This window comes from Achromobacter semiaridum (assembly GCF_053543755.1).
On sequence record NZ_JBLVOL010000041.1, the window covers coordinates 1 to 22,073 of the forward strand.

A 22,073-nucleotide genomic window follows, 5' to 3' on the forward strand; every position below is an offset into this window, starting at 1 on the left:
CGGTGGGACCGGTGGGCGGTGCGCCCGCCGCGCCGTCGCGGCCGTACAGGCCCGCGTTAGGGTCCGGCGCCTGACGCGGGTCGGGCAGCTTGCCGGGGTCGCCCTGACGGGTGGCCCGGTCCACGAACGGGATCGGGGCCTTGGTGACGTAGAAGGCCACGACGGCGGCCACGATCAGACCGATGAGCAGGCCGGCCAGCGCCCCGTAAAGGGTGCTGCCGCTTTCGCCAGAGGAACGGCGGGTGGCTTTGCGCTTTGTTGCCATGAACCGATGTTACATCCGCTCGGGCGCGGAAACGCCCATCAGCTCCAGGCCGTTGGCCAGGACCTGACGCGTGGTGGCGGCCAGGCGCAGGCGCGCCAGCTTCAGGGGCACGTCGTCCACCAGCACGCGCTCGGCGCTGTACCAGGCGTGGAAGTCCGAGGCGCAATCGCGCAGCCAGAAAGCGATGTGGTGCGGCGACAAATCTTGCGCGGCCAGTGCCACCACGTTGGGGAATTCGGCCAGGCGTTGCATCAGCGCGAATTCGGACGGCGCGGTCAGCAAGGACGTATCGGCGGCGGCCACGTCGGCAGCGGGCATGCCGGCGTTGTTGATCATCGTGCAGATGCGGGCGTGCGCGTACTGGATGTAATAGACCGGGTTTTCGTCGCTTTTCGACAAGGCCAGGTCCACGTCAAATACAAATTCGGTGTCGGCGCGGCGCTGGATCAGGAAGTAGCGCACGGCGTCGCGGCCAACCCAATCGATCAGGTCGCGCATGGTGACGTAGCTGCCGGCGCGCTTGGAGATCTTGACCTCTTCGCCGCCGCGCATCACCTTGACCATCTTGTGCAGCACGTACGACGGGTAGTCCTTGGGGATGCCCTCTTCCAGCGCCTGCAAGCCGGCGCGCACGCGGGCCACGGTGCCGTGGTGGTCGCTGCCCTGGATGTTCACGGCGCGATGAAAGCCGCGTTCCCATTTGGCCTTGTGATACGCCACGTCCGGCACGAAGTAGGTGTAGCCGCCTTCGCTTTTGCGCATGACGCGGTCTTTGTCGTCGCCCGTGCCCAGTTCGGTGGTGCGCAGCCACAGCGCGCCGCCTTCTTCGTAGGTATGACCGCCGGCAACCAGCGCCTTGACGGTGGCTTCGACGCGGCCCGACGTGTACAGCGAGCTTTCCAGGTAGTAGTTGTCGAACGCCAGGCCGAACGCCTGCAGGTCCAGGTCTTGTTCGCGGCGCAGGTACGCCACGGCGAAGACGCGGATGTCGTCCAGGTTGTCGATATTGCCGGTGGCGGTGACGGGTTCGCCGTCGGAGGGCTGGATGGTCTTGCCGGCCTGGAAGTCGCGCGCGATGTCGGCGATGTAGTCGCCCTTGTAGCCGTCTTCCGGCCAGTCAGGAGATTCTGTGGTGAGGCCACGGGCGCGCGCCTGCACGCTGATGGCCAGGTTGTGGATCTGGTTGCCGGCGTCGTTGTAGTAGAACTCGCGGGTGACGTCCCAGCCGATGGCGTCGTACAGGCGGCACAGGGCGTCGCCCAGCGCGGCTTGGCGCGCGTGGCCCACGTGCAGCGGGCCGGTGGGGTTGGCCGACACGAATTCAACCAGGATCTTCTCGCCGCTGCGCGGAGCGCGGCCGAAACTTGCGCCCTGCTCGGCCACGGCGGCGATGACGGCCTGGCGCGCGGCGGCGGTGATACGCAGGTTGATGAAGCCGGGGCCGGCGATTTCAGCGCTGTCGACCAGATCTCGGGCACCGGGGGCGGCCATCAGCGCATCCACGATGGCCTGGGCCAGTTCGCGCGGGTTGCGGCGGGCCGGCTTGGCCAGCTGCATGGCCACGTTGGTGGCGACGTCGCCGTGCGCGGCAACCTTGGGGCGCTCAAGCAGCACATTGGCCTGGGCGTCGGGAAGGCTCTGCGCAACGGCGGCCTGGATCAGGGAGATAAGCTGTTTTTGTTGCTCGGGGAGCATGGGCGTCTGAAGAAGTTCTGGGTGAGTGACCAAGGCGGGGATCAAACGGACGGTGTCCGGGCCGGCAGTGTCACGGGAATCATCCGGAATGATAGTTGATTTGGCGGCCCAACCGGGCGGATCGGGCAGGCAAACCGTCCGGCAAGCGTTCGGGCGGCGGGCGGAACTCTGAACAAAATCAAACGCCTAGACGGTGGCGCGCGTGCCCGGTGTCCAGGCCGTGTCGCGCGTGCGAGGGCGCCAGTTGGCATCGCTGGGGCGTTGCGGTAGTGTATGTAACGTATTCAATAAGGGAGACCGCAATATGCTGATTACCTTTCACTCCAAGGTCGTGGCCGAGGTCCTGATGCTGTCCGACCACGCCGGTCCCATTCTGCAGGCAGCGGGCAAACCCATCGGCGACAAGATCCCCGAACGCGGTGTTTTCACGGTGGAGCAACTGGGCCCCGCCATCGACGGCATCGAACGCGCGATCGCGGATGCCGAGCCGCCGCTTGACGACGAAGACGACGAAGACAAGGCGCCCCGCGCCGCCATGGCGCGCACGGTAGGTTTGAAGGAACGCGCGTTTCCGTTGCTGGACATGCTGCGGCAGTCCCAGGCCGCGGGCGTTGAAGTCACTTGGGAAGCCTCGCGCGGGTGGTAGGCAATGTCGCCGGGCGGACAATCCGACCGGCGTCTTTTGCCTTACGCTTGCCGCCTGACGCCCTTTCAAGGAAACCCTTATGCGCAGCGACATCACCATTGTTTTCGACCCCCGCCGGTCGCTGGACCTGACCGCCACGGTTGAACCGTCCCCGCAACGCCAAAGCGACGCGCGCGATTGGTTTGACGGCGCCTGGGAAACCCTGGGCTGCGAACCTTTGCGGCCCAGCGGCAAGGTGCTGTTGCTGGACAAGGTGCTGGGCGTGGCCGATGCCTTGGGCTACGACACCCTGTCCACCGACACGAAGGAAGCCCGCGAGTTCGCGGAGCACCTGGCGCTGGCCTTAGAGCGCCCGCGCATCACGGTGGACCTGCCGGGGCTGACCGTCGGCTACTGACGGCACTGCGGCGGCCAGCGCCCAAAAAGCAAATCCCCGCTCAAGGCGGGGATTTTTTTTCGGGTGCGCGGCATCAGCCCCACTGGGCACAGGCCACAGGCTACCGGATCCCCGCCCGCATGAACGACTGCACGAATTGCCGTTGGAACAGCAGGAAGGCAATCAGTAACGGCGCCGCCGACATCAGCGTGGCGGCGGTAATGACCGACCAGTCGATGCCCTGGTCCGTGGACGAGAACACCTGCAAGCCCACCGTCAGCGGCCGGGATTCCACCGAATTCGTGATGATGAGCGGCCACAGGAAGTTGTTCCAGTGGTGGCTGACCGACACCAGCCCGTACGCCACGTAGATCGGTTTGGCCAGCGGCACATACACCTTCCACAGGATCTGCATCGGACCCGCGCCTTCCATGCGCGCCGCTTCTTCCAGTTCGCGCGGCACCGTCTTGAAGGTCTGGCGCAGCAGGAAGATGCCGAACGCCGACGCGAAATACGGCAGGCCGATGGCGAACACGGTGTCCCGGATGCCCAGCTGGCTCATGGAGCGGTAGTTCTCCACCAGCAGCACGTCGGGCATGATCATCAGCTGTAGCAGCACCAGCATGAAGACGAAGTCGCGGCCCCGGAATTCAAAGCGCGCGAAGGCGTATCCGGCCAGTGTCGACAGCACCAACTGCGCCGCCAGCACCATCGTGACCAGCAGGAACGTGTTCAGGAAGTAGCGCGGAAACGGCGCCGCGTGCCAGGCACGCACGAAGTTATCCAGCGTCAACGGCGCGAACAGCTCGAAGCGGGTTGCATAGGCGGGCGGGTGGAAAGCCGCCCACATCGCGTAGGCAAGCGGCAGGATCCACAACAGGCCAAGCGCCCAGGCGCCCAGGGTATCTAGCTTGTCTTTCATTGATAGTGCGTCCTGCGATCCAGCCAGCGGAACTTGAACAGCGCGGTCAGCGCCAGTACCACCAGCAACACGACGGTCAGCGTGGCGGCGTAAGCCGTGTCCCAGAAACTGAAACCCACCTGGTAGATGTAGTACAGCAGCAAGGTGCTGGCGTTATCCGGGCCACCGCGCGTCATGACCACCACATGGTCCACCAGGCGGAACGCGTTGATCAGCGCATTGATCAGCACGAACAGCGTGGTGGGCATCAACAGCGGCCACAGAATGCGGCGGAAATACTGCCAGCGCGAGGCGCCTTCCAGCATGGCCGCCTCGCGCAGCGACGGCGATACCGTCTGCAAGGCGGCCAGGTAGAAGATCATGAAGAAGCCGGCTTCTTTCCACACCGTGACCAGCATCAGCGCGGGCAAGGCGGTTTCGCGGTTGCCCAGCCAGTTCGGGCCGGGCGAACCGAACCACCCCATCACCTGCGCGATCAGCCCGTACTGCGGCGTGTAGAAGAACAGCCAGATGTTGGCCACCGCCACCATCGGCAGTACCGTGGGCGTGAAGTACGCCATGCGTAAAAAGCCGCGACCGCTCAGGTTGCGGTTCACCCACAGCGCCATGATCAGCGCAATGCCGATGGACGTGGGGATCGTGCCCAGCGCAAACCACAGGTTGTTCCACAGCGACTGCCAGAACACCGGGTCGTCACGCATGACGGCGTAGTTTTCCAGGCCCACGAAACGCGCCGGACGCGCGCCCTTGGGCGTGGAGAAAAAGCTGTGCCAAAGCGTCGCCACCGCCGGGTAATGCGTGAAGGCGGCGAGCAGCACGATGGCTGGCAGCAACAGCAACCAGCCATAAAGCGCATGTAAAGAGCGGCTCATCGTGCTTGTCGGTCTATTTGTAGGAACGCAGGATGCGGTCGGCCTCGCGCTGTGCGTCGGTCAGCGCCTGCTGCGGCGTCTTCGAGCCTGTCAACGCCGCTTGCAGAGCGTCGTTCAGGGTCTTGGTGACGCGCTGGTTTTCATGCGTGGAAAATTCCGCCACGCTGACTTCCAGCTGGTCGCGCGCGACCGCGGCGGCCGGCACTTCCTGCGCGTACTTCTTCATCTTCTCGGTTTGCCAGGCCGCCGGCGTCACGGCGACGTAGCCGGTGGCGATGCTCCAGTCGGCGGCGCGTTCGGGCGTGGTGACCCACTGCGCGAACTTGAGCGCGGCCTGCTGCTGCGCCGGGGTGCCGCTCTTGAAGATATAGAAGTTGCCGCCGCCCGTCGGGCTGCCGCCGCGCTTTTGCTGCGGCATCATCGCCACGCCGAACGGGAAGTCGGCGTTCTTGCGGATGTTGGTCAGGTTGCCGGTGGTGGTCCAGACCATGGCCGCCTTCTTTTCCAGGAAGTCCTTGGGCGTGGTGCCCCAGTCGATGGTGCCGGTGGGCATGATCTTGTGCTTGGCCGACAGGTCGCGCCAGAACTGCGCGGCTTCCACCACCGCCGGCTTGTCCAGGTAGACCTCGTTGCCGGCTTCGTTCATCAGGATCGCGCCGTTCGGCGTGGTCAGCGCCTGGAACAGCCAGTACGCAAATGCGCCGCCCGACGGGATCTCGATGCCCCACTGCGTGGTGTTGCCCGAGGCGTCCTGCTTGGTCAGCTTCTTGCCGTAATCGACCAGCTCGGCCCAGGTTGCGGGCGCGCGTTCGGGGTCCAGGCCCGCTGCCTTGAACAGGTCCTTGTTGTAGTACATCACGATGGTCGAACGCTGGAACGGCACGCCCCAGGTGTGGCCGCCCGTGCGGCTGTTCTGCATGAAGGCGTCGTAGAAGCTGCCCAGCCACTTTTTGTCGGCGTCGCTTTTCGCCAGCGAATCGATCGGCACGATGGCGTCTTCATCGATCAGCGTGAACATGTCGGTGGACAGCAGCACGGCCAGTTGCGGCGGCGTGCCGCCCTTGAGCGCCGTCAGCGCCTTGGCGATCGAATCCTGATACGAGCCGGCGTAGATCGGCTTGATCTTGATGTCGGGATTTTCCTTTTGGAAGCCCGCGACCATGTCGTCGACGATCTTGGTGATCGGGCCGCCGACGGCGACCGGGTAATAGAACTCAACTTCGACGGGTTTGTTTTGCGCCTGTGCCGGCAGGGACAGGCAAGCGGCGGCCAGGCTGGCGGCCAGGGTCTTCAGTACGATGCGTCGCATGGTGGCGTTTCCTTTCCTGTGCAATGGGCGTCTTCTAGCGCCCGACGGTGTTGATCACCGCCGAATCGGCGGCAAAGAAATGCTGTTGCCCGTCCTGCCAGGACAGGTTCAGGGCTTCGCCGGCGCGGGCGCGCAAGTGGCCGCCCACTCGCACGGCCACACCGCTGGTGTCGCCGACCCGGCACACCACGATGGAGTCCGCGCCGAAGTATTCGACGCTTTCCACCACGGCCGGTATGCCGGTGCTGTCGATGCGGATATGTTCCGGACGCACGCCCAGCTTGACGGCGCCGGCCGGCGCGTTCGCAATCACGGGCCCTTGCGTGCCGGCGATGACGGCGGCGCCGTTCGCGGCGGCAAGCCCGATCAGGTTCATGGGCGGCGTGCCGATGAAACGCGCGGCAAACTCGGTGGCCGGCCTTGCATACAGGCCGTCGGGCGTGTCGTGTTGTTCGATCTGACCGCCGCGCAGCAGCACCACCTGGTCGGCCATGCTCATGGCCTCGGTCTGGTCGTGCGTGACGTACACCATCGTGATGCCCAGGTCCTGCTGCAAGGCGCGGATCTCACGGCGCATCTCGTGGCGCAACTGCGCATCGAGGTTGGACAGCGGTTCGTCCATCAGGCACACCGGCGCTTCGGATATCACCGCGCGCCCCAGCGCCACGCGCTGCTGCTGGCCGCCCGACAATTGCGAGGGCTTGCGGTCCAGCAGATGCTCCAGGCCCAGCAGACCGGCCACGCGCTGCAAGCGGCGGTCGAAGTCGCGCGCGGGTTCCTTGCGGACCTTCAGCCCGAACAGGATGTTCTCGCGCACCGATAAATGCGGGAACAGCGCGTATGACTGGAACACCATGGATATGCGGCGCTTGGCCGGCGGCAGTTGCGTAACGTCGCGATCGCCGATGCGGATGGAGCCCGATGTGGGCGTGTCCAGCCCGGCGATCATGCGCAGGGTGGTCGACTTGCCGCAGCCGGATGGGCCCAGCAGCACCGTAAAGCTGCCCGCCGGCACCGTGAAGCTCACGCCGTGGATGGCGGCGGCGCCGCCGTACTGTTTGGTGAGGTTATCCAGAACGATGGATGACATGCTGTCTCGACGATCTAATTGTTAGATCCGCATTGTTGCCTGTTATGAAAACCTTTTCATTGTGCAGCGCAAACATGACGGATTCGTGGCAAGCCAAACGGCTTCAAACAACGCTGCGCGCCCCTTTGGCGCAGCGCTCAGGCAAACGGATACGGGCCGGGATATTCCCCAAGCACCGCGTGGTGCGTAACCAGGTTCGTGCCTTGCCACCAATGCAGCTGGTAGCCCGGCGGTTCCATGATGTACTGCAACGTGGGACGCGGCCCCAGCTCCAGCGCCAACTGGTGCGCGGTGCCAGGGCAGGTAGACGCGATCGTGCCGCCGAAGCGCTGAAAGATGGTGCGGTGCAAATGGCCGCACAGCACCCGCTCTACATGGGGAAAGCGCGACACCACGCGTTCAAGCTCCGGTGCGCCGGCCAACAGGCCGATGGCGTCCATGTGTTCGATGCCGGTCAGAAATGGCGGGTGGTGCATCAACACCAGCGTCGGTCGGTCCGGCTGTTCGGCCAGGCGCGCGGCCAGCCAGTCCAGGCGGTCCTGGCAGAGTTCGCCATGGCTTTTCATCGGCACCACCGTGTCCAGCGCCAGCAGGCGCAGCGGATAGGTTTCGATGGCGTACTGGATGAACGGGCCGCCGCCTTGCAGGTAATCGTGGTCAGGAAAGGCTGCGCGCAATTGGGCGCGGTCGTCATGGTTGCCGGGCAGCAGGAAGTACGGAATCTCCAGCGCTTGCAGGTGGTCGCGCAGCACCTGGTATTCGTGCGGGCGGCCCAGGTCGGTCAGGTCGCCCGTGATCAGTACGCAGTCGGGGCGCGGCGCCAGCGCATTCAGCGCGCGCACGGCGGGCGCCAGGAATGCGGCGGGGTCGATGATGCCGTAGGCCTTGTCGCCCGGGGTGCGCATGTGCAGGTCGGTGATTTGGGCAATGAGCATGATGCGTGCGGTTGTCGGAATTGAAGTGGGGTCAGCGGCGTACGGACGCTGCGGTACCGCCCACCACGATGCAATGCGGCAGGCGATTCGATTGGGCCGGTTGGCCATGGATCTGCGCTAGCAGGTTCGAGCACGCCGTCTGGCCGATGCCGTCGCTGGGTTGTGCAACGGTGGTCAGCGGGGGCGTCAACAAGGCGCCGAACCGCATGCCGTCAAAGCCGCACACCGAAATGTCGGTGGGCACGCGCAAGCCCAGCGCCACCAGGTCGGCGATGACGGCGGTGGCCAGCAAGTCATTCGAGCAGAACAGCGCGGTAGGCGCTTGTTTACCGCGCAACGCGGCTTTAAGCACGTCGGCGTCGCTGCCGGTGTGCGAGCTCATCGCGATGTGCTGCACGGTGTCCAGATCCAGCTTCTTGGCGCAGGCGCGGGCGCCGGTCAAGCGGCGGCGGGCGCGGTCGGAGGCGGTCAGCGGGCCAGTCACCAGCGCGATGCGGCGGTGCCCCAGCGCGGCCAGGTGCGCCACCATGTCGCTGGCGGCCGCGCGGTTGTCCACCGACGCGAACGGGTGTGTGGATGACTCGTTATAGACCAGCACATAAGGCATGCCGGCGCTGTCCAGGTCGTCCAGCGTGGCGCTTTTGTTGACGTCGGCCACGGTCAGGATCAAGCCGTCGACCTGATGGTCGATCAGGCCCTGGACGGCGGCGGATTCAACGGCGGGGTCATACCCGGTGGCGGTCAGCATGACGCTGTAGCCGGATTCGCGCGCACGGCGCTCGGCGCCTTCAAAGCACTCGGCGAACACGGGATTGGACAACGTGGGCAAGATCAACCCGATGGTGCGGGTGCTGCCGGAGCGCAGGCTGCGGCCAACGCGGTTTGGCCTGAACCCCGCGCGCTTGGCCACGTTGCGGATGTGCGCCAACGTGTCGGGATGGACGATCTCGGGTTGGTTGAACGCGCGCGAAACCGTGGCCGGCGATACGCCTGCCTTGCGGGCCACTTCGATGATGGAAAAGCGGGGCGACGGGCGCGTAGCCATACCGGGGTTACTGTCGATTTGCTGAAAACGTTTTCATCTTACAAGACAAATATGACCTTTGTGTTGCACGGGTTTGCGCTATGCTGGTGTGAACGCAACAACATAAAGCCTAGGCGCGGCGCAGTCGTTTTACCCGGGAAAACACGGTGTTTTTGGTGTTTTTCCTAATTGACGCGGCGCGCACAATGGCAGGGATCGGTCCGCATTGCCCACGGCGCAACAACGCCGCCGGTAACGCAAGGGCAGACCCCTCGGTCAAGGGGACCGGGTGCGTAATCAGCTGCCACGTCTGGCGCGGCGCCGGTAAAGAGGAAAGGAAAATGTCTACTGCCTTAAACAGCCTTGGCGCGGTTCAAGCCGCGCGCAAGCTGCAACGGCGCGAGTTAACCGCGGTGCAATTGGTACGGGCCTGTTTTGCCCGTATCGAGCAGCGCGAAAATACCATCCACGCCTGGACCGCCCTGCAAAAGCAGGCGGCGCTGGACGTTGCGCAGGCTTTGGACGATGGCCCTTTGCAAGGGCCGCTGCATGGCCTGCCGATCGGCGTGAAAGACCTGTTCGACACCGTCGATCTTCCCACCCGCTACGGCTCGCCAATTTATGAACGCCACCGCCCCGGCCTGGACGCCGCCGCCGTGGCGCTTTGCCGTGGCGCGGGCGCTGTCGTGGTGGGCAAGACGGTCACGACTGAATTCGCTACCTATCAGGCCGGTCCCACGCGCAATCCGCGCAACGAGGCCTACACCCCCGGCGGCTCGTCCAGCGGGTCGGCCGCCGCGGTTGCGGATGACATGGTGCCCTTCGCATTGGGTTCGCAGACGGCGGGTTCGATCATCCGCCCCGCTTCCTATTGCGGCATCGTCGGCTTTAAGCCCACGTTTGGCGCCATTCCCCGCGCGGGCGTCAAAAGCCTGGCCGAATCGCTGGACACAGTGGGCGGGTTTGCACGATCGGTGCCTGATGTGGCCTTGTTTGCGTCGGTGATGATGCGCGATGCCCGCATGCAGGACCTGTCCTACGACGCTAAACCGCGCGTGGGCATGTGCCGCACCTTGCAGTGGCGGCACGCGCAGGCAGAAACGAAAGAAGCGTTCGCACAGGCGGCAGCCACCTTGTCGCGCGCGGGCGCTACCGTGAAAGAGGTGCCGCTGCCGTCGCAGGACTGCATGCTGGTGCAGTTGCACGCCGACATCATGGCGTACGAAGCGTCGCAGTCGCTGGCTTTCGAGCGCCTGCAACACGCCGGCCAACTCAGCCCGAAGATCCAGGCGGTGCTGGAAGCGGGCGCGCAGATTTCGGCCGAGCAACACATCAAGAACCTGGCGCGCGCCGAAGAGTCGCGCATTCGGGTGAACAGCTGGTTTGACGACTACGACGTGTTGCTGGCGCCCAGCGCCGCCGGCGAGGCGCCGTTTGCAGACCTGGGCACCGGCGATCCGCAGTTCTCGCGGCCCTGGACGCTGTTCGGCCTGCCCTGCCTGAACCTGCCCTTTGCCACCGGCCCGCAAGGGTTGCCCGTGGGGTTGCAACTGATCGGCCAGCGCTATGACGACTACCGCACGCTGGCGATAGGCGCGTGGGTGCATGAGCGCCTGCTTGAGGCCAATGCGCCGGATGTCGGCGCGTCGGATATGTGGGCGCGAGGCTGAACGCGGCGCGCGTTCAACGTGTGACCACACGCCAAAAGCAGAAAGCCCGCCGATAAGGCGGGCTTTTTATTGCCGGTCGCGCCAGGAAGAGGTGTGTCCCTGGGTGTTGGCCAGCCCATGTTTCGGGCTGGCTTGGGGCGTTCAGTTCAGAAGGCGGGCGCGGATCACGCGGCCTCGGCGGCTTCCTGCTCGGCGGACGCCACGGCGCCCGCGTTGATGTGGCGGTTCACGGCGCTAAGGACTGCCTGGAACGAGGCCGTCACGATGTCGCGGTCGATGCCTACGCCAAAGCCCGTGGACGACTCGCCCACGCGCAGTTCGACATAGGACGCGGCGCGCGTGTCGGTGCCGGTGCCGATGGCGTGCTCGTGGTAGTCCATGATGCGCACCGGCACGTCCAGCGCGGCCACGAAGGCCGAGATGGCGCCATCGCCCTTGCCCGTTACGATGCGGCGTTCGCCGTTGTATTCGAGTTCGGCTTCGATGCTGAAATGCTGGCCTTCACCGGCCGACGGGTTGCCGTCGATGCGGTGGCGGATCAGCTTCCAGGGCGCCTTCTGTTCCAGGTATTCGCGGTTGAAGATGGTGTGCACGTCGTCGGCGGTGACTTCGCTTCCCGTCTCGTCCGTCACGCGCTGGATGGCGCGGCTGAATTCGATTTGCAGGCGGCGCGGCAAGACCAGGCCGTGTTCCTGCTCAAGCAGGTACGACACGCCGCCCTTGCCCGACTGGCTGTTCACGCGGATGACGGCGTCGTAGCTGCGGCCCAGGTCGGCCGGGTCGATCGGCAAGTACGGCACTTCCCAGACGGCGTCGGCCTGTTGCAGCGCGAAGCCCTTCTTGATGGCGTCCTGGTGCGATCCGGAGAACGCGGTGAAGACGAGATCGCCCGCATACGGATGGCGCGGATGCACCGGCAACTGGTTGCAGTATTCCGCGCAGCGGCGCACTTCGTCGATGTCGGAAAAGTCCAGGCCGGGATGCACGCCCTGCGTGTACAGGTTCAAGGCAAGCGTGACGAGGTCGACGTTGCCGGTGCGTTCGCCGCTGCCGAAGAGGCAGCCTTCGATGCGGTCGGCGCCGGCCATCACGGCAAATTCAGCGGCGGCCACGGCGGTGCCGCGATCGTTGTGCGGGTGCACGCTAAGCACGATGCTGTCGCGGCGCGCCAGGTTCTTGTGCATCCATTCGATCTGGTCGGCGTACAGGTTGGGGCTGGTGGCCTCGATCGTGGCGGGCAGGTTCAGCACCATCTTGTGCTCGGGCGTGGGCTGCCAGACATCGGCCACGGCGTTGGACACTTCCAACGCGAATTCGGGCTCGGTGGTGCTGAAGACTTCGGGCGAATACTCGTAGCTCCATTTGGTTTCGGGGCGCTGCGAGGTGTATTGCTTGATAAGGCGCGTGCCGATCGTGGCGATGCCCTTGATTTCGTCCTTGGACATGTTGAACACCACCTTGCGGAAGGCCGGTGCGCAAGCGTTGTACATGTGGACGATGGCTTGCTTGGCCCCCGCCGCGGCTTCCACCGTGCGGCTGATCAGGTCTTCACGCGACTGCGTCAACACGATGATGGTGACGTCGTCGGGGATGCGCTTTTCGTCGATGAGCTTGCGGACGAAATCAAAGTCAGTCTGCGACGCAGACGGGAAACCCACTTCGATTTCCTTGAAGCCGATCTTCACCAGTTGTTCAAAGAAGCGGAGCTTGCGCTCGACGCTCATGGGCTCGATCAACGCCTGGTTGCCGTCACGCAGGTCGGTGCTCATCCAGATGGGCGCCTTGGTGATGCGGCGGCTGGGCCACGTGCGTTCGGAGAAGTCGCGGGTGAACGGCGCGAAGGGGACGTATTTGGTGGCGGGGTTGGCAAGCATCATGACTACACCTCGATCGATCGGTTTCTTTTGAATCCCGTGAGCACTGAGTCTCGGCGGCGCTATGACCGGATGACGGTTTTGCGCGTGGGGTTGCCGTGATTAACCGGCAGGATTCACAACTAAAAGGGGGAAATCGCGTGTGGCAAACGTGGCTGCCGAGCTACCACGGGGACACTAGGCCCGGCAACCGATCGGTAGGTATAGCGATAGCGCGGCAGCGAAGAAGGAACGAGCGCGCAGGCCGGCGACCGGAGCGACGAAGCGTCCGGTGGCAATCGCGGGGAGGGTGCGGTGAGCGGCCATAGGGTGCTAGTCAAACATATTTTCTTTGCCAGCGCAAACGAAAACGTTGAAAAAAACGGGGGGCAGAGCGCGCTGCGATCTTTGATCGAAAGTGGCGCGGGCCGAAAAATCCGGCCCGCGCCGCACGTCGCGCGCCCACCTCCGTTGCCGCATTGCGCGGCGGGGCCGGGCCGGCCGCGGGCATGCGACTACTGCGTTTGCATGTGGCCGTTCTGCACGATCTTGCCCAGGCGTTCGCGTTCGCTGGCCGCGAATTCCACAAAGCTCGCGCGCGAGCCGCCACCGGGCTCGATGCTGCTCTGGCGCAAGGCGTCCTGCACTTCTTTGGTCTGGAGCGACTGCTCGACCGCCGCGTTCATCTTGTCCAACACGTTTGCCGGCGTGCCGGCGGGCGCGTACAAGCCCGCCCAGTGTCCGATGCGCACGGCGGGAAAGCCCGCTTCGGCCGTGGTGGGGATATCCGGCGCGCTGGCCATGCGCTTATCCCACGTGGTGGCCAGCGCCTTCAACTTGCCGCTTTGGATCAGCGGCAACGTCACGATGCTGGCTTCCGACGTGGCGTCGACCTGGTTGCCGATTACCGCCGTCACGCCTTCCGAGCCGCTTTTGTAGGCGATGGGCTCGATGGGCAGGCCCGTGGCCTCCTTGACCATTTCCGCCACGAAATGCGGCGTGCTGCCGTTGCCGGCGGTGGAAAAGGTGATGCGGTCGGTCTTGGCCTTCTTGGCGCGCTCGACGAAGTCCTTCAAGTCCTTGGCCGGGTTGGACGGGTTGGCCACGATCACCGATGGCGTGATGGTCAACAGCGCCACGGGCGTCAGCTCGTCGTCCTTGTAGGGCTGGTCCGAGCGGATCAGGCTGTTGGTGACGGTGCCGTTGCTGCCCACCAGATAGGTGTAGCCATCCGCCGCGCTGCGAGCGACATGCGCGGCGCCCACGACGCCGCCGGCGCCGGGTCGGTTTTCCACAATGACGGACTGCTTCAGCGTCGTGCCCACTGCCTTGGCGATGATGCGGGCGACCAGGTCATTGGCGCCGCCCGCGCTGAATGGCGCGACGAAGGTGATGGGTTTGTCGGGCCATTCGGCCATGGCGGGGGTAGCGGCAAACGCGGCCGAGCAGGCCACGAGCAAACCGGCGGCATACCGGACGGGGGGGCGGAACATGGTTGTCTCTCCAGGGGCCGGCCGCGCATCGGCAGGTCTGGGCTGCCGTTATGGTTTTGCTGGGTCTGTTGCGCGGCCCGCGGTTGCGCGAGCCTGGATGCGCCAGTATAGAAGGCGGAGCTGGCGCCGGACTGAAACAAAAAAGGCCGCCTGGGCGGCGGCCTGTGTGGCAATGAAAAGGTCTGGCGCGGCGTTAGCGGGCCGGGCCGATGCGGGGTTCAACGTAGCGGTCGGTGCGAGTTTCGCCCCGGACTTCGGTGCGGGGGGCCCGGCGGCCGTCATCGCGCGGGTCGCGCGAGGGCGGGATGGCCGTGCCTTCCAAAATCTGCGCCTGTTCGGCCACCATGGCGATCTTGCCGCTGCGATTGTGGCGAATTTCAGACAGTGCGCGTCGCAAGTCGCCTACAGTGAAGGGCTCTTGGCGGTCGCCCCAGGTCCAGCGCAGCACGCCCAACGATTCTTCGGACAAGTTTGGCGCCAGATCGGCCAGTGTATCCGTGCCCACCGGCGTTGCCGCGCCCGAGGCCAGGCTGGCCGCAAACCAGGCACGGACCGAAAAGAAAACGATCAGCGTCCAGATGCCGGCAACGACCCACCAGATATAGGGATTGACCTTCTGCGCCATATCCTGGGTCGGCTGGCCCAGGGTATGCAGGAAGTCATAGTTCATGCGTTTGCCGAAATCCAGTATCCACGAGGCAACGAGATACCAAAGGACGACGGCGACGGCGATGACTATCGCGCGCACAACGATTCGGGGTAGCGCCAGTTTGAGCAGGGTCTGGCCGATAAGTCGGCTGTCCTGGCGAACGCTTGCGGGCGAAGTCAGATTCATCATGCAAAATATTGTACCTATGACCCGTCCAATTTTAGAACTGCGACCTGGCCAGCACCTGACGCTGACCCCTCAATTGCAGCAATCGATACGATTGTTGCAGTTGTCCACGCTCGACCTGGAAGCCGAGATCTCGCAAGTGCTTGCGGACAATCCCCTGCTGGAACGGGAAGACGACACCCCCGCCGCCGAGGCCCAAGCCGAATCCGAACGCGAATCCTCGGTGGACGACGACACTCCCGCAGCGGAGCGCGATGCGCCCGTCGAAGAAATGCCCGGTTCGGGCGGCGTGTATTCGGATGATGACTCCGGGCTGCCCGAGGCGGCGCGCCCGGACACGTTGCGCGAACACCTGCTGGGTCAGTTGATGCTGACGCGAGCGGCCCCGCGCGATGCCGCCCTGGCGGCCCTGCTGATTGATGAGCTGGATGAAAACGGCTACCTGGGCTCGCCGCTCGAGGAAATCCTGACCTGGCTGCCGCCCGAAGTGGAGCCCGATCTGGACGAGCTGCGGGCGGCGCTGTCGCTGCTGCAATCGTTCGACCCGGTTGGCATCGGCGCGCGCGACATGGCCGATTGCCTGGTGTTGCAATTGCGCCACCCTGACCTTGCGCGTTTGCCCGAAGCGGCCGATGCGGCCGTCCTGGCCTGCGCCCGCGAGATCTGTGCGCGCCATCTGCCCTTGCTGGCCACCGGTAACGCTGCGCGCCTGTGCGCCGCCGTGGGCTGCGACGAGGCGATTTTCCGCGCGGCCCACACCCTGATCCTGCGGCTGGAGCCCCGCCCCGGCCGCGCGTGGACCGTGCCGGCGGCCGACTACGCCGTGCCCGACGTCATCGTGCGCAAGGCGCGGCGCGGCTGGCAGGTCACGCTGAACAGCGCCGCCGTTCCCAGGCTGCAAATCAACGGGCTGTATGCGCAGATGCTGGGCAATCAAAAGGAATCCGCACACGCGGGCCTGCAAACCCAGTTGCAGCAAGCCAAATGGATGATTCGCAATGTCGAGCAGCGCTTCGACACGATCCTGCGGGTGGCGCAGGCCATTGTCGAACGCCAGACGGCGTTTTTCAGCCAGGGGCCATCGGCCATGCGTCCGCTTATCCTGAAGGACATCGCGGGCGAACTCGGGCTGCATGAATCAACCATTTCGCGCGCCACAACGCAGAAGTACATGCTTACTCCGTTCGGCACGCTGGAGCTCAAGCGTTTCTTCGGGACGGGGGTGTCCACGGACGGCGGTGACGCCACGTCGGCCACGGCGGTGCAGACTTTCATCCGCCAGATGGTGGCGGAAGAGAACCGGGCCAAGCCTTTGTCTGACAGCCAGATCATGCAGAAACTGGCCGATCAGGGGATAGTCATCGCCCGTCGGACGGTGGCAAAGTACCGCGAAGCGCTGCGTATTGCCCCCGCTACGCTGCGCAAGGCGCAAGCCTCGGCGCGTTGAAATAGGGGACGAATCTTTGAGGATTCGTCCTTTGTTTCAAGGGCTTGCGTGACAATTGCGCTACAAATTTTTTTGCGGTCAGGGCTTGTCATCCGCCGAATAATTTTCGATAATCATTCGCATGTACATTTGCGTATGTAATGCCATCACCGAACGCCAAGTCCGCGCCAGCGTGGACGGTGGCGCGACGACGCTGTCCGACCTGCAATTCGAGCTGGGCGTGGCCACGTGCTGCGGCTGCTGCGCGGCAACCGCCGCCGAATACCTGCCGGGCGGCCGCTGCTCCAGCGTGTGCGACGTTCGCTCCATCGCCGTTCCGGTCAATGCGCCCGCTACCCTGGTTGAATCGGGTTCGGCTGCCAACAACAGCAGCTTCCCGATTCCGCTGGTCGCCGCCGGCTAACGCATTGCCGTCCCCTCCGGCTCGCTGAGTTCTTCGGCGGGCCGCGCTGCTTTCCGGACGCAGCCATTTCCAAAATATTTGTCAACGCACCAGGGCGCGAGCAGAATGCTTGATCCCTGCGCCATGCGTGGCGCGCCGTTCTCTTGGACTCCCGATGAAGGCCACGCCCGCCACCTGCCCCCCGAACGCTCCTGCCGCCTCGGGTATCAGTTGGATGCCGATCACCGCGTTCTGCTTTCTGTGGAGTTCCGCCTTCGCGGCGGCCAAGATCGCGGTGCGCGATTGCCCCCCATTGACCCTGCTGACCATCCGCTTCCTGATTGCGGGCGCGTTGATGCTGGGCATTGCCGCCTTCAGCCGCCGGGGCAGGCCACTGCAAGCGCGCGACATCGCCTCCCTCATCCTGCTGGGTGTCTTGAACAATGCGTTGTACCTGGGGCTGAGCTGGTCCGGCATGACGACCGTGTCGTCCGCGTTTACCGCCGTGCTGATCAGCACCAACCCCTTGTTGATCGGTGTGCTGGCCGGCCCTGTCCTGGGCGAGCGGCTGACGTGGCGAAAGCTGCTGGGCCTATGCCTGGGGCTGGCCGGGGTGGCCGTGGTGCTGCGGTCACGCCTGACTGGCATGCAGGAAGACATGCACGGCACGTTGCTGGTCACGGGTGGCCTGGTGGCGCTGGTGGCCGGCACGCTGCTCTATAAGCGGCTCAAGCCGGCGGCAGGGCTATGGACGTCGACCGGCATCCAATCCCTGGCAGCGGCCGCCACGCTGCTGCCATTCGCCCTGATGAATGAAAACCTGGGCGATGCGCGCCTGACGGCGAGCCTGCTGGCCAGCATGGCCTACATGATCGTGGCCGTGTCGATGGGCGGCTACTACCTGTGCTTCATGATCCTGAGCCGGGCCACTGCCACGTCGGCCAGCGCGCTGCATTTCTTGATGCCGCCGCTTGGCCTGTTGTTTGGCTGGCTGGTGCTGCGCGAACCGGTATCGTGGCTGGATCTGTTGGGCATCGTGCCTATCGCCTTTGGGATCTGGTTGACGACGCGCAAAGCGGGCTGAATCGAGCATTAAGCAAAATAGCGCTAATAAGGTTGCGGATATGCAACCTAATGGCATCAGTGATATTTCGATGGAATATCGTCCGTCCAAGACGGGCTTATCGACGCCATTCAAGAAAAGTGCCATGCGAATGCGGTAGTTGACTCAGCGCTACGCCGCATAGGGGCTGCCTTGTGTGCGCAAAGCATCACGCACGCATACTCATTCTCATTGGCTTGTCGCTTTCTGGTAGCGGTCCTAAAGCCGTTTACCAAATGCGGCGCAAGGCTAGGCGCGCCCCTGCGGCAGGTGGTAGTCTGCCGGGGTTGCGTACGCGCGGCATCGTGCGCTCCTTTGTCGCGATGCACTCGCGTCGCGCCTGACTGCAAGGAGTCCATTATGAAAGGCGACAAAACCGTCATCCAGTTCTTGAACAAGCAACTGACCAACGAACTGACGGCCATCAACCAATATTTCCTGCATGCCCGCATGCTGAACCATTGGGGCTTCGACAAGCTGGGCAAGCACGAATACGAAGAATCCATCGGTGAAATGAAGCACGCGGATCGCCTGATCGCGCGCATCTTCATGCTGGACGGCCTGCCCAACCTGCAAGACCTGCACAAGCTGCTGATCGGTGAAGACGTGCCCGAGCTGCTTTCCTGTGACCTGAAGCTGGAACAAGCCGCACACGCCACCGTCGTGGAAGCCATCGCCTATTGCGAATCGGTGCGTGACTATGTCTCGCGCGATCTGTTCCAGGACATTCTGGACGACACCGAAGAGCACATCGATTATCTGGAAACCCAGATCGATCTGATCGACAAGGTTGGCATCCAGAATTACCTGCAAAGCCAGATGTCCGTGCCCGAGTAATCGGCCGGGCCGCCAGGCAATAAAAAGGCGCCCCTTGGGGCGCCTTTGTCATACCCGCGTCAATAAAGCGCAGCGTATGGACGGTTATGTGAGACCGTTATTGCGGGCGGGCCGGGCATTCGGCCATCGTGCCCCAGGCGCGGTTCGGCGCACAGTATTTGTTGCGCGCGTTCCACGAGCATGAAGGCCGTTCGAAGAAGCCTTGCGTGGCGCATTGCGCCAGTTCGCGCTTGAGCGCGTCTTGCCAGCCCGGAGCACCCGGCGCGGGCGACGTATTGGGCGGGGGCGGAGGCGCTTGCACCATCTGCGGCGTACCGTAGCCGTTGGCCTGCATCTGGCCGCCGTTGATGGCGGTGGACGTGCCGGGCACCTGCAAGTCCATGGTGGTGACGTCCGAGGTGCCGGAAGGCAGCGGCACTTCCGAGGCGGCCGCGATTTCGCGGGCTTGCTCGGGGGTGATGCGTTCACGCGAAAGCTTCACGGCGGGATCGCTGACGGTGTCGAACAGCGACACCGTATTGACCTGCCATTGGCGGTCGGCCGGCTTGTCGGGAACCCCCAGTGTGCCGTCGATGCGCGGCTGCGGCGGCTGCGCCACATAAGGGCGTCCGTTGGCGTCCAGAACGGGCTGCTGCGAAGCTGCCGCGTCCTGACCAGGAGCCGGTGCCGCGGGCGGCGCATGCGCCACCAGCCAGTCACCCAATTGAATACCGCCCCAGGCCGACGCGCCAAGCGCGATCAGGAGCGTTGCGAATAATAAACGCCAAGACATTGCTACCCTCATCTGCCGTGCGGAACCCGAACGGGTCTACGCCTTGTCCCCGAAAACCTTGCCGCCGTGTTCGCGCATGGCATGGAATTTCACCTCGGGATACAGGTCCTCGGCCACGCGCAACTGCGCAGGGGAACTGATCAAAAACGCCGCCGCATCGACGACATCATAGGCGATATGAGCCGCATTGGCATCCATGAACTTGCGCAGCGCCTTGGGGTTTTCAGACGTAATCCAACGTGCCATTGTGTAGCGCGAAGGCAGCATTCTGGCGTCCGCGCCGTACTCGGTTTTGAGGCGGTGAGCCACCACTTCAAACTGCAGCTGACCGATGGCGCCCAGCAGCAAAGAGCCGCCCGCGGCTTCGGGGCGGAACACCTGAATCGCGCCCTCTTCGCCCAGTTGGGTCAGGCCGGTACGCAGCTGTTTGGTGCGCAGCGGGTCCTTCACTTCAACCGCCTGGAACAGCTCGGGCGCGAAGAACGGCAGGCCGGTGAATTGCAGCGTTTCGCCTTCGGTCAGCACGTCGCCCAATTGCAGCACGCCGTGGTTGGGGATACCGATCACGTCGCCGGCATACGCCTCGTCCAGAAGCTCGCGCCGTTGCGACAGGAAAGACACCACGTTGTTGGGGCGCATTTCTTTGTTGGTGCGGGCCACCTTCAAACGCATGCCCCGTTCAAAGCGGCCCGAGCTGACGCGCACGAATGCCACGCGGTCGCGGTGGGCAGGGTCCATGTTGGCCTGCACCTTGAACACGACACCGGTGAACTTGGGTTCTTCGGGCAGCACTTCGCGTTGCAGGGCGACGCGCGGGCCCGGGGGCGGCGCGTGGTCGACCAGCGCGTCCAGCACTTCCTGCACGCCAAAGTTGTTGATGGCGGACCCGAAGAACACGGGCGTCTGCTTGCCGGCCAGGAACTGGTCACGGTCGAACGCGGGCGCGGCTTCGTTGATGAGTTCGATCTCGCCGCTGGCCTGTTCGAACGCCGAGCCGAATCGGCGGGCGATTTCAGGATTGCTCAGCCCTTCGATCACGTCATCATTGTCCGAGCGGCGTTCCTGCCCGGGGCGGAACACGCGCATGCGGTCGCGGCGGATATCGAACACGCCGCCGAACGACTTGCCCATGCCCACCGGCCACGAAAACGGCACGGCGTCCATGCCCAGGTGGCCTTCGATCTCGGACAGCAATTCCAGCGGCTCGCGCACTTCGCGGTCCATCTTGTTGATGAACGTGATGATGGGCGTATTGCGCGCGCGGCAAACCTGCAGCAGGCGGATCGTCTGCGGTTCGACGCCATTGGCGGCATCGATGACCATCAGGGCGGCATCCACCGCCGTCAGCACCCGGTAGGTGTCTTCAGAGAAGTCCTGGTGGCCCGGGGTGTCAAGCAGGTTGATGACGCAGTCGCGGTATTCCATCTGCATGACCGACGAGGCCACGGAAATGCCGCGTTGCTTTTCGATTTCCATCCAGTCGGACGAGGCATGGCGAGTGGCCTTGCGCGCCTTGACGCTGCCGGCGATCTGAATCGCGCCTGCGAACAGCAACAGCTTTTCGGTCAGCGTGGTCTTGCCCGCGTCAGGGTGGGAAATGATCGCGAACGTTCGGCGCCGCGCTACTTCGTGAGGGATGTTCATGGTCGGGGGATTGTACTTAACGCCGCTTTTGGAGCCGGCGCGGTACGGCATCGTGCATGAAAAAGCCGTGGGGCACCCGCCGTCGCCAGCGAGCGCCCCAAGGCCGGAAAATTCAGGAATGGCGGCGGAACGACGCCAGGAAAACGCCCGCCACGATGAACAGCGACCCGAAGGTACGGTTCATCCAGCGGATGTGCTTGGCATCGCGCAGCAAGCGCAACACGCGGGCCGCCAGCAGCGTGTACACGCCCATGGCGACCAGATCGGTAAATGCCAACGTGCCGGCCAGCGCCATGTATTGCGGCGTCAACGCCATCGCCGGGTCCACGAATTGCGGCACAACGGCCAGCAGGAACACGGTGCCCTTCGGATTCATGGTGTTGATCAGGAAACCGCGCATGACGAGATCGCGGATCGACGCCTGCTTCGGGTCGCCCGCGTCTACCGCCACGGGCGCGGCGTCAGTACGAAACTGCCGCACGCCCAGGTAGATCAGGTAGGCCACGCCCAGGTACTTGACCACATTGAAGGCCATTTCGGACGTGGCCAGCACGGCGCCCAAGCCTACGGCCACCACGACGAACTGGAACAGGATGCCCATGATGAGGCCGGCCGTGTTCCAGTAGCCGCGTGCAAAGCCGTATTTCAATCCAGAGGACATCGCGGAAATCGCGCCCGCCCCGGGTGAGAACGAAATGGCCCAGGAGGCCAGGAAGAACGTCAACCAGGTGGATAAGGGCATGATGGCGCGGGTCCTAGGATCGCAGTATGGGGGTGCCGGGATATTACTCGCTTGGCTTTACTTGCCCAGCAACGCCGCGCGCGGACGGCCCGAACCGCCGTTGCCCGCCGGGCGCTGTGCGCCCTCGGGACGGCGCGGGGCCTGCTGCGGACGGCCATCGCC

20 protein-coding genes and 1 pseudogene are annotated in these 22,073 nt (G+C 64.4%); 7 read left to right on the forward strand and 14 right to left on the reverse strand.

Annotated elements, in window-relative coordinates:
• A pseudogene (locus ACNPP0_RS12625) lies at positions 1–265 on the reverse strand (SPOR domain-containing protein); the annotation flags it as partial.
• 9 nt (positions 266–274) lie between these two features.
• The gene (gene argS / locus ACNPP0_RS12630; protein ID WP_448706065.1) at positions 275–1,960 is read right to left on the reverse strand and encodes an arginine--tRNA ligase; all 1,686 of its coding nucleotides are present in this window, start codon (positions 1,958–1,960) and stop codon (positions 275–277) included.
• A gap of 304 nt (positions 1,961–2,264) precedes the next feature.
• On the opposite strand from argS, the gene ACNPP0_RS12635 reads away from it, so the two are divergent.
• On the forward strand, positions 2,265–2,606 hold the full coding sequence (locus ACNPP0_RS12635) for a DUF1840 domain-containing protein (RefSeq protein ID WP_448706066.1): 342 nt from the start codon (positions 2,265–2,267) through the stop codon (positions 2,604–2,606).
• A 79-nt stretch (positions 2,607–2,685) separates the two neighbouring features.
• Positions 2,686–3,003, forward strand: coding sequence for a hypothetical protein (locus tag ACNPP0_RS12640; RefSeq protein ID WP_046803941.1), 318 nt, complete (start codon positions 2,686–2,688; stop codon positions 3,001–3,003).
• A 100-nt stretch (positions 3,004–3,103) separates the two neighbouring features.
• Here the strand turns inward: ACNPP0_RS12640 and ACNPP0_RS12645 are convergent, their stop codons facing one another.
• The 6 genes from ACNPP0_RS12645 to ACNPP0_RS12670 all read right to left on the reverse strand — a co-directional run bounded on the left by ACNPP0_RS12645 (position 3,104) and on the right by ACNPP0_RS12670 (position 9,155).
• Positions 3,104–3,904 (reverse strand): carbohydrate ABC transporter permease, encoded by an 801-nt coding sequence (locus ACNPP0_RS12645; protein ID WP_332609135.1) that lies wholly within the window; start codon positions 3,902–3,904, stop codon positions 3,104–3,106.
• A complete protein-coding gene (locus tag ACNPP0_RS12650) occupies positions 3,901–4,776 on the reverse strand; it encodes a carbohydrate ABC transporter permease (RefSeq protein WP_332609134.1) in 876 nt (291 codons plus the stop codon). Before ACNPP0_RS12650 ends, ACNPP0_RS12645 begins: the two co-directional genes overlap by 4 nt.
• A gap of 13 nt (positions 4,777–4,789) precedes the next feature.
• Positions 4,790–6,085, reverse strand: a complete 1,296-nt coding sequence (locus ACNPP0_RS12655; RefSeq protein ID WP_448706067.1) for an ABC transporter substrate-binding protein — start codon at positions 6,083–6,085, stop codon at positions 4,790–4,792.
• A 34-nt stretch (positions 6,086–6,119) separates the two neighbouring features.
• Positions 6,120–7,175 carry an ABC transporter ATP-binding protein gene (locus tag ACNPP0_RS12660; RefSeq protein WP_448706068.1) on the reverse strand — a complete coding sequence of 352 codons (1,056 nt, stop codon included), beginning with the start codon at positions 7,173–7,175 and terminating at the stop codon, positions 6,120–6,122.
• A gap of 137 nt (positions 7,176–7,312) precedes the next feature.
• Complete coding sequence (locus ACNPP0_RS12665) at positions 7,313–8,110, reverse strand: phosphodiesterase (RefSeq protein ID WP_332609131.1); 798 nt, start codon at positions 8,108–8,110, stop codon at positions 7,313–7,315.
• Between the two features lie 31 nt (positions 8,111–8,141).
• Complete coding sequence (locus ACNPP0_RS12670) at positions 8,142–9,155, reverse strand: substrate-binding domain-containing protein (protein WP_332609130.1); 1,014 nt, start codon at positions 9,153–9,155, stop codon at positions 8,142–8,144.
• Positions 9,156–9,475: 320 nt separating this feature from the next.
• Here ACNPP0_RS12670 and ACNPP0_RS12675 point away from each other — a divergent pair, with 320 nt between their 5' ends.
• Positions 9,476–10,804: an amidase gene (locus ACNPP0_RS12675; protein ID WP_448706069.1), complete on the forward strand. Its 1,329-nt coding sequence runs from the start codon at positions 9,476–9,478 to the stop codon at positions 10,802–10,804.
• 164 nt (positions 10,805–10,968) lie between these two features.
• On the opposite strand, the gene leuA is transcribed toward ACNPP0_RS12675, so the two are convergent.
• From leuA to ACNPP0_RS12690, 3 genes are all read right to left on the reverse strand, one after another.
• Positions 10,969–12,681, reverse strand: coding sequence for a 2-isopropylmalate synthase (gene leuA, locus ACNPP0_RS12680; RefSeq protein ID WP_448706070.1), 1,713 nt, complete (start codon positions 12,679–12,681; stop codon positions 10,969–10,971).
• A 491-nt stretch (positions 12,682–13,172) separates the two neighbouring features.
• On the reverse strand, positions 13,173–14,150 hold the full coding sequence (locus tag ACNPP0_RS12685; protein ID WP_448706071.1) for a tripartite tricarboxylate transporter substrate binding protein: 978 nt from the start codon (positions 14,148–14,150) through the stop codon (positions 13,173–13,175).
• Positions 14,151–14,343: 193 nt separating this feature from the next.
• Positions 14,344–14,988, reverse strand: coding sequence for a hypothetical protein (locus tag ACNPP0_RS12690; protein ID WP_332609125.1), 645 nt, complete (start codon positions 14,986–14,988; stop codon positions 14,344–14,346).
• Positions 14,989–15,004: 16 nt separating this feature from the next.
• Between ACNPP0_RS12690 and rpoN the strand changes: the two genes are divergently transcribed.
• The 4 genes from rpoN to bfr all read left to right on the forward strand — a co-directional run bounded on the left by rpoN (position 15,005) and on the right by bfr (position 18,753).
• A complete protein-coding gene (rpoN, locus tag ACNPP0_RS12695) occupies positions 15,005–16,432 on the forward strand; it encodes an RNA polymerase factor sigma-54 (RefSeq protein ID WP_442880268.1) in 1,428 nt (475 codons plus the stop codon).
• Between the two features lie 121 nt (positions 16,433–16,553).
• The gene (locus ACNPP0_RS12700) at positions 16,554–16,835 is read left to right on the forward strand and encodes a (2Fe-2S)-binding protein (protein ID WP_006216781.1); all 282 of its coding nucleotides are present in this window, start codon (positions 16,554–16,556) and stop codon (positions 16,833–16,835) included.
• Positions 16,836–16,989: 154 nt separating this feature from the next.
• The gene (locus ACNPP0_RS12705) at positions 16,990–17,898 is read left to right on the forward strand and encodes a DMT family transporter (RefSeq protein WP_448706072.1); all 909 of its coding nucleotides are present in this window, start codon (positions 16,990–16,992) and stop codon (positions 17,896–17,898) included.
• 378 nt (positions 17,899–18,276) lie between these two features.
• The gene (gene bfr / locus ACNPP0_RS12710; protein WP_332609122.1) at positions 18,277–18,753 is read left to right on the forward strand and encodes a bacterioferritin; all 477 of its coding nucleotides are present in this window, start codon (positions 18,277–18,279) and stop codon (positions 18,751–18,753) included.
• A 97-nt stretch (positions 18,754–18,850) separates the two neighbouring features.
• On the opposite strand, the gene ACNPP0_RS12715 is transcribed toward bfr, so the two are convergent.
• The 3 genes from ACNPP0_RS12715 to ACNPP0_RS12725 all read right to left on the reverse strand — a co-directional run bounded on the left by ACNPP0_RS12715 (position 18,851) and on the right by ACNPP0_RS12725 (position 21,911).
• Complete coding sequence (locus ACNPP0_RS12715) at positions 18,851–19,537, reverse strand: hypothetical protein (protein WP_104144683.1); 687 nt, start codon at positions 19,535–19,537, stop codon at positions 18,851–18,853.
• 24 nt (positions 19,538–19,561) lie between these two features.
• A complete protein-coding gene (locus ACNPP0_RS12720) occupies positions 19,562–21,169 on the reverse strand; it encodes a peptide chain release factor 3 (RefSeq protein WP_448706073.1) in 1,608 nt (535 codons plus the stop codon).
• Between the two features lie 112 nt (positions 21,170–21,281).
• Positions 21,282–21,911 carry a LysE family translocator gene (locus ACNPP0_RS12725; RefSeq protein WP_448706074.1) on the reverse strand — a complete coding sequence of 210 codons (630 nt, stop codon included), beginning with the start codon at positions 21,909–21,911 and terminating at the stop codon, positions 21,282–21,284.
• Positions 21,912–22,073: the final 162 nt, after the last annotated feature.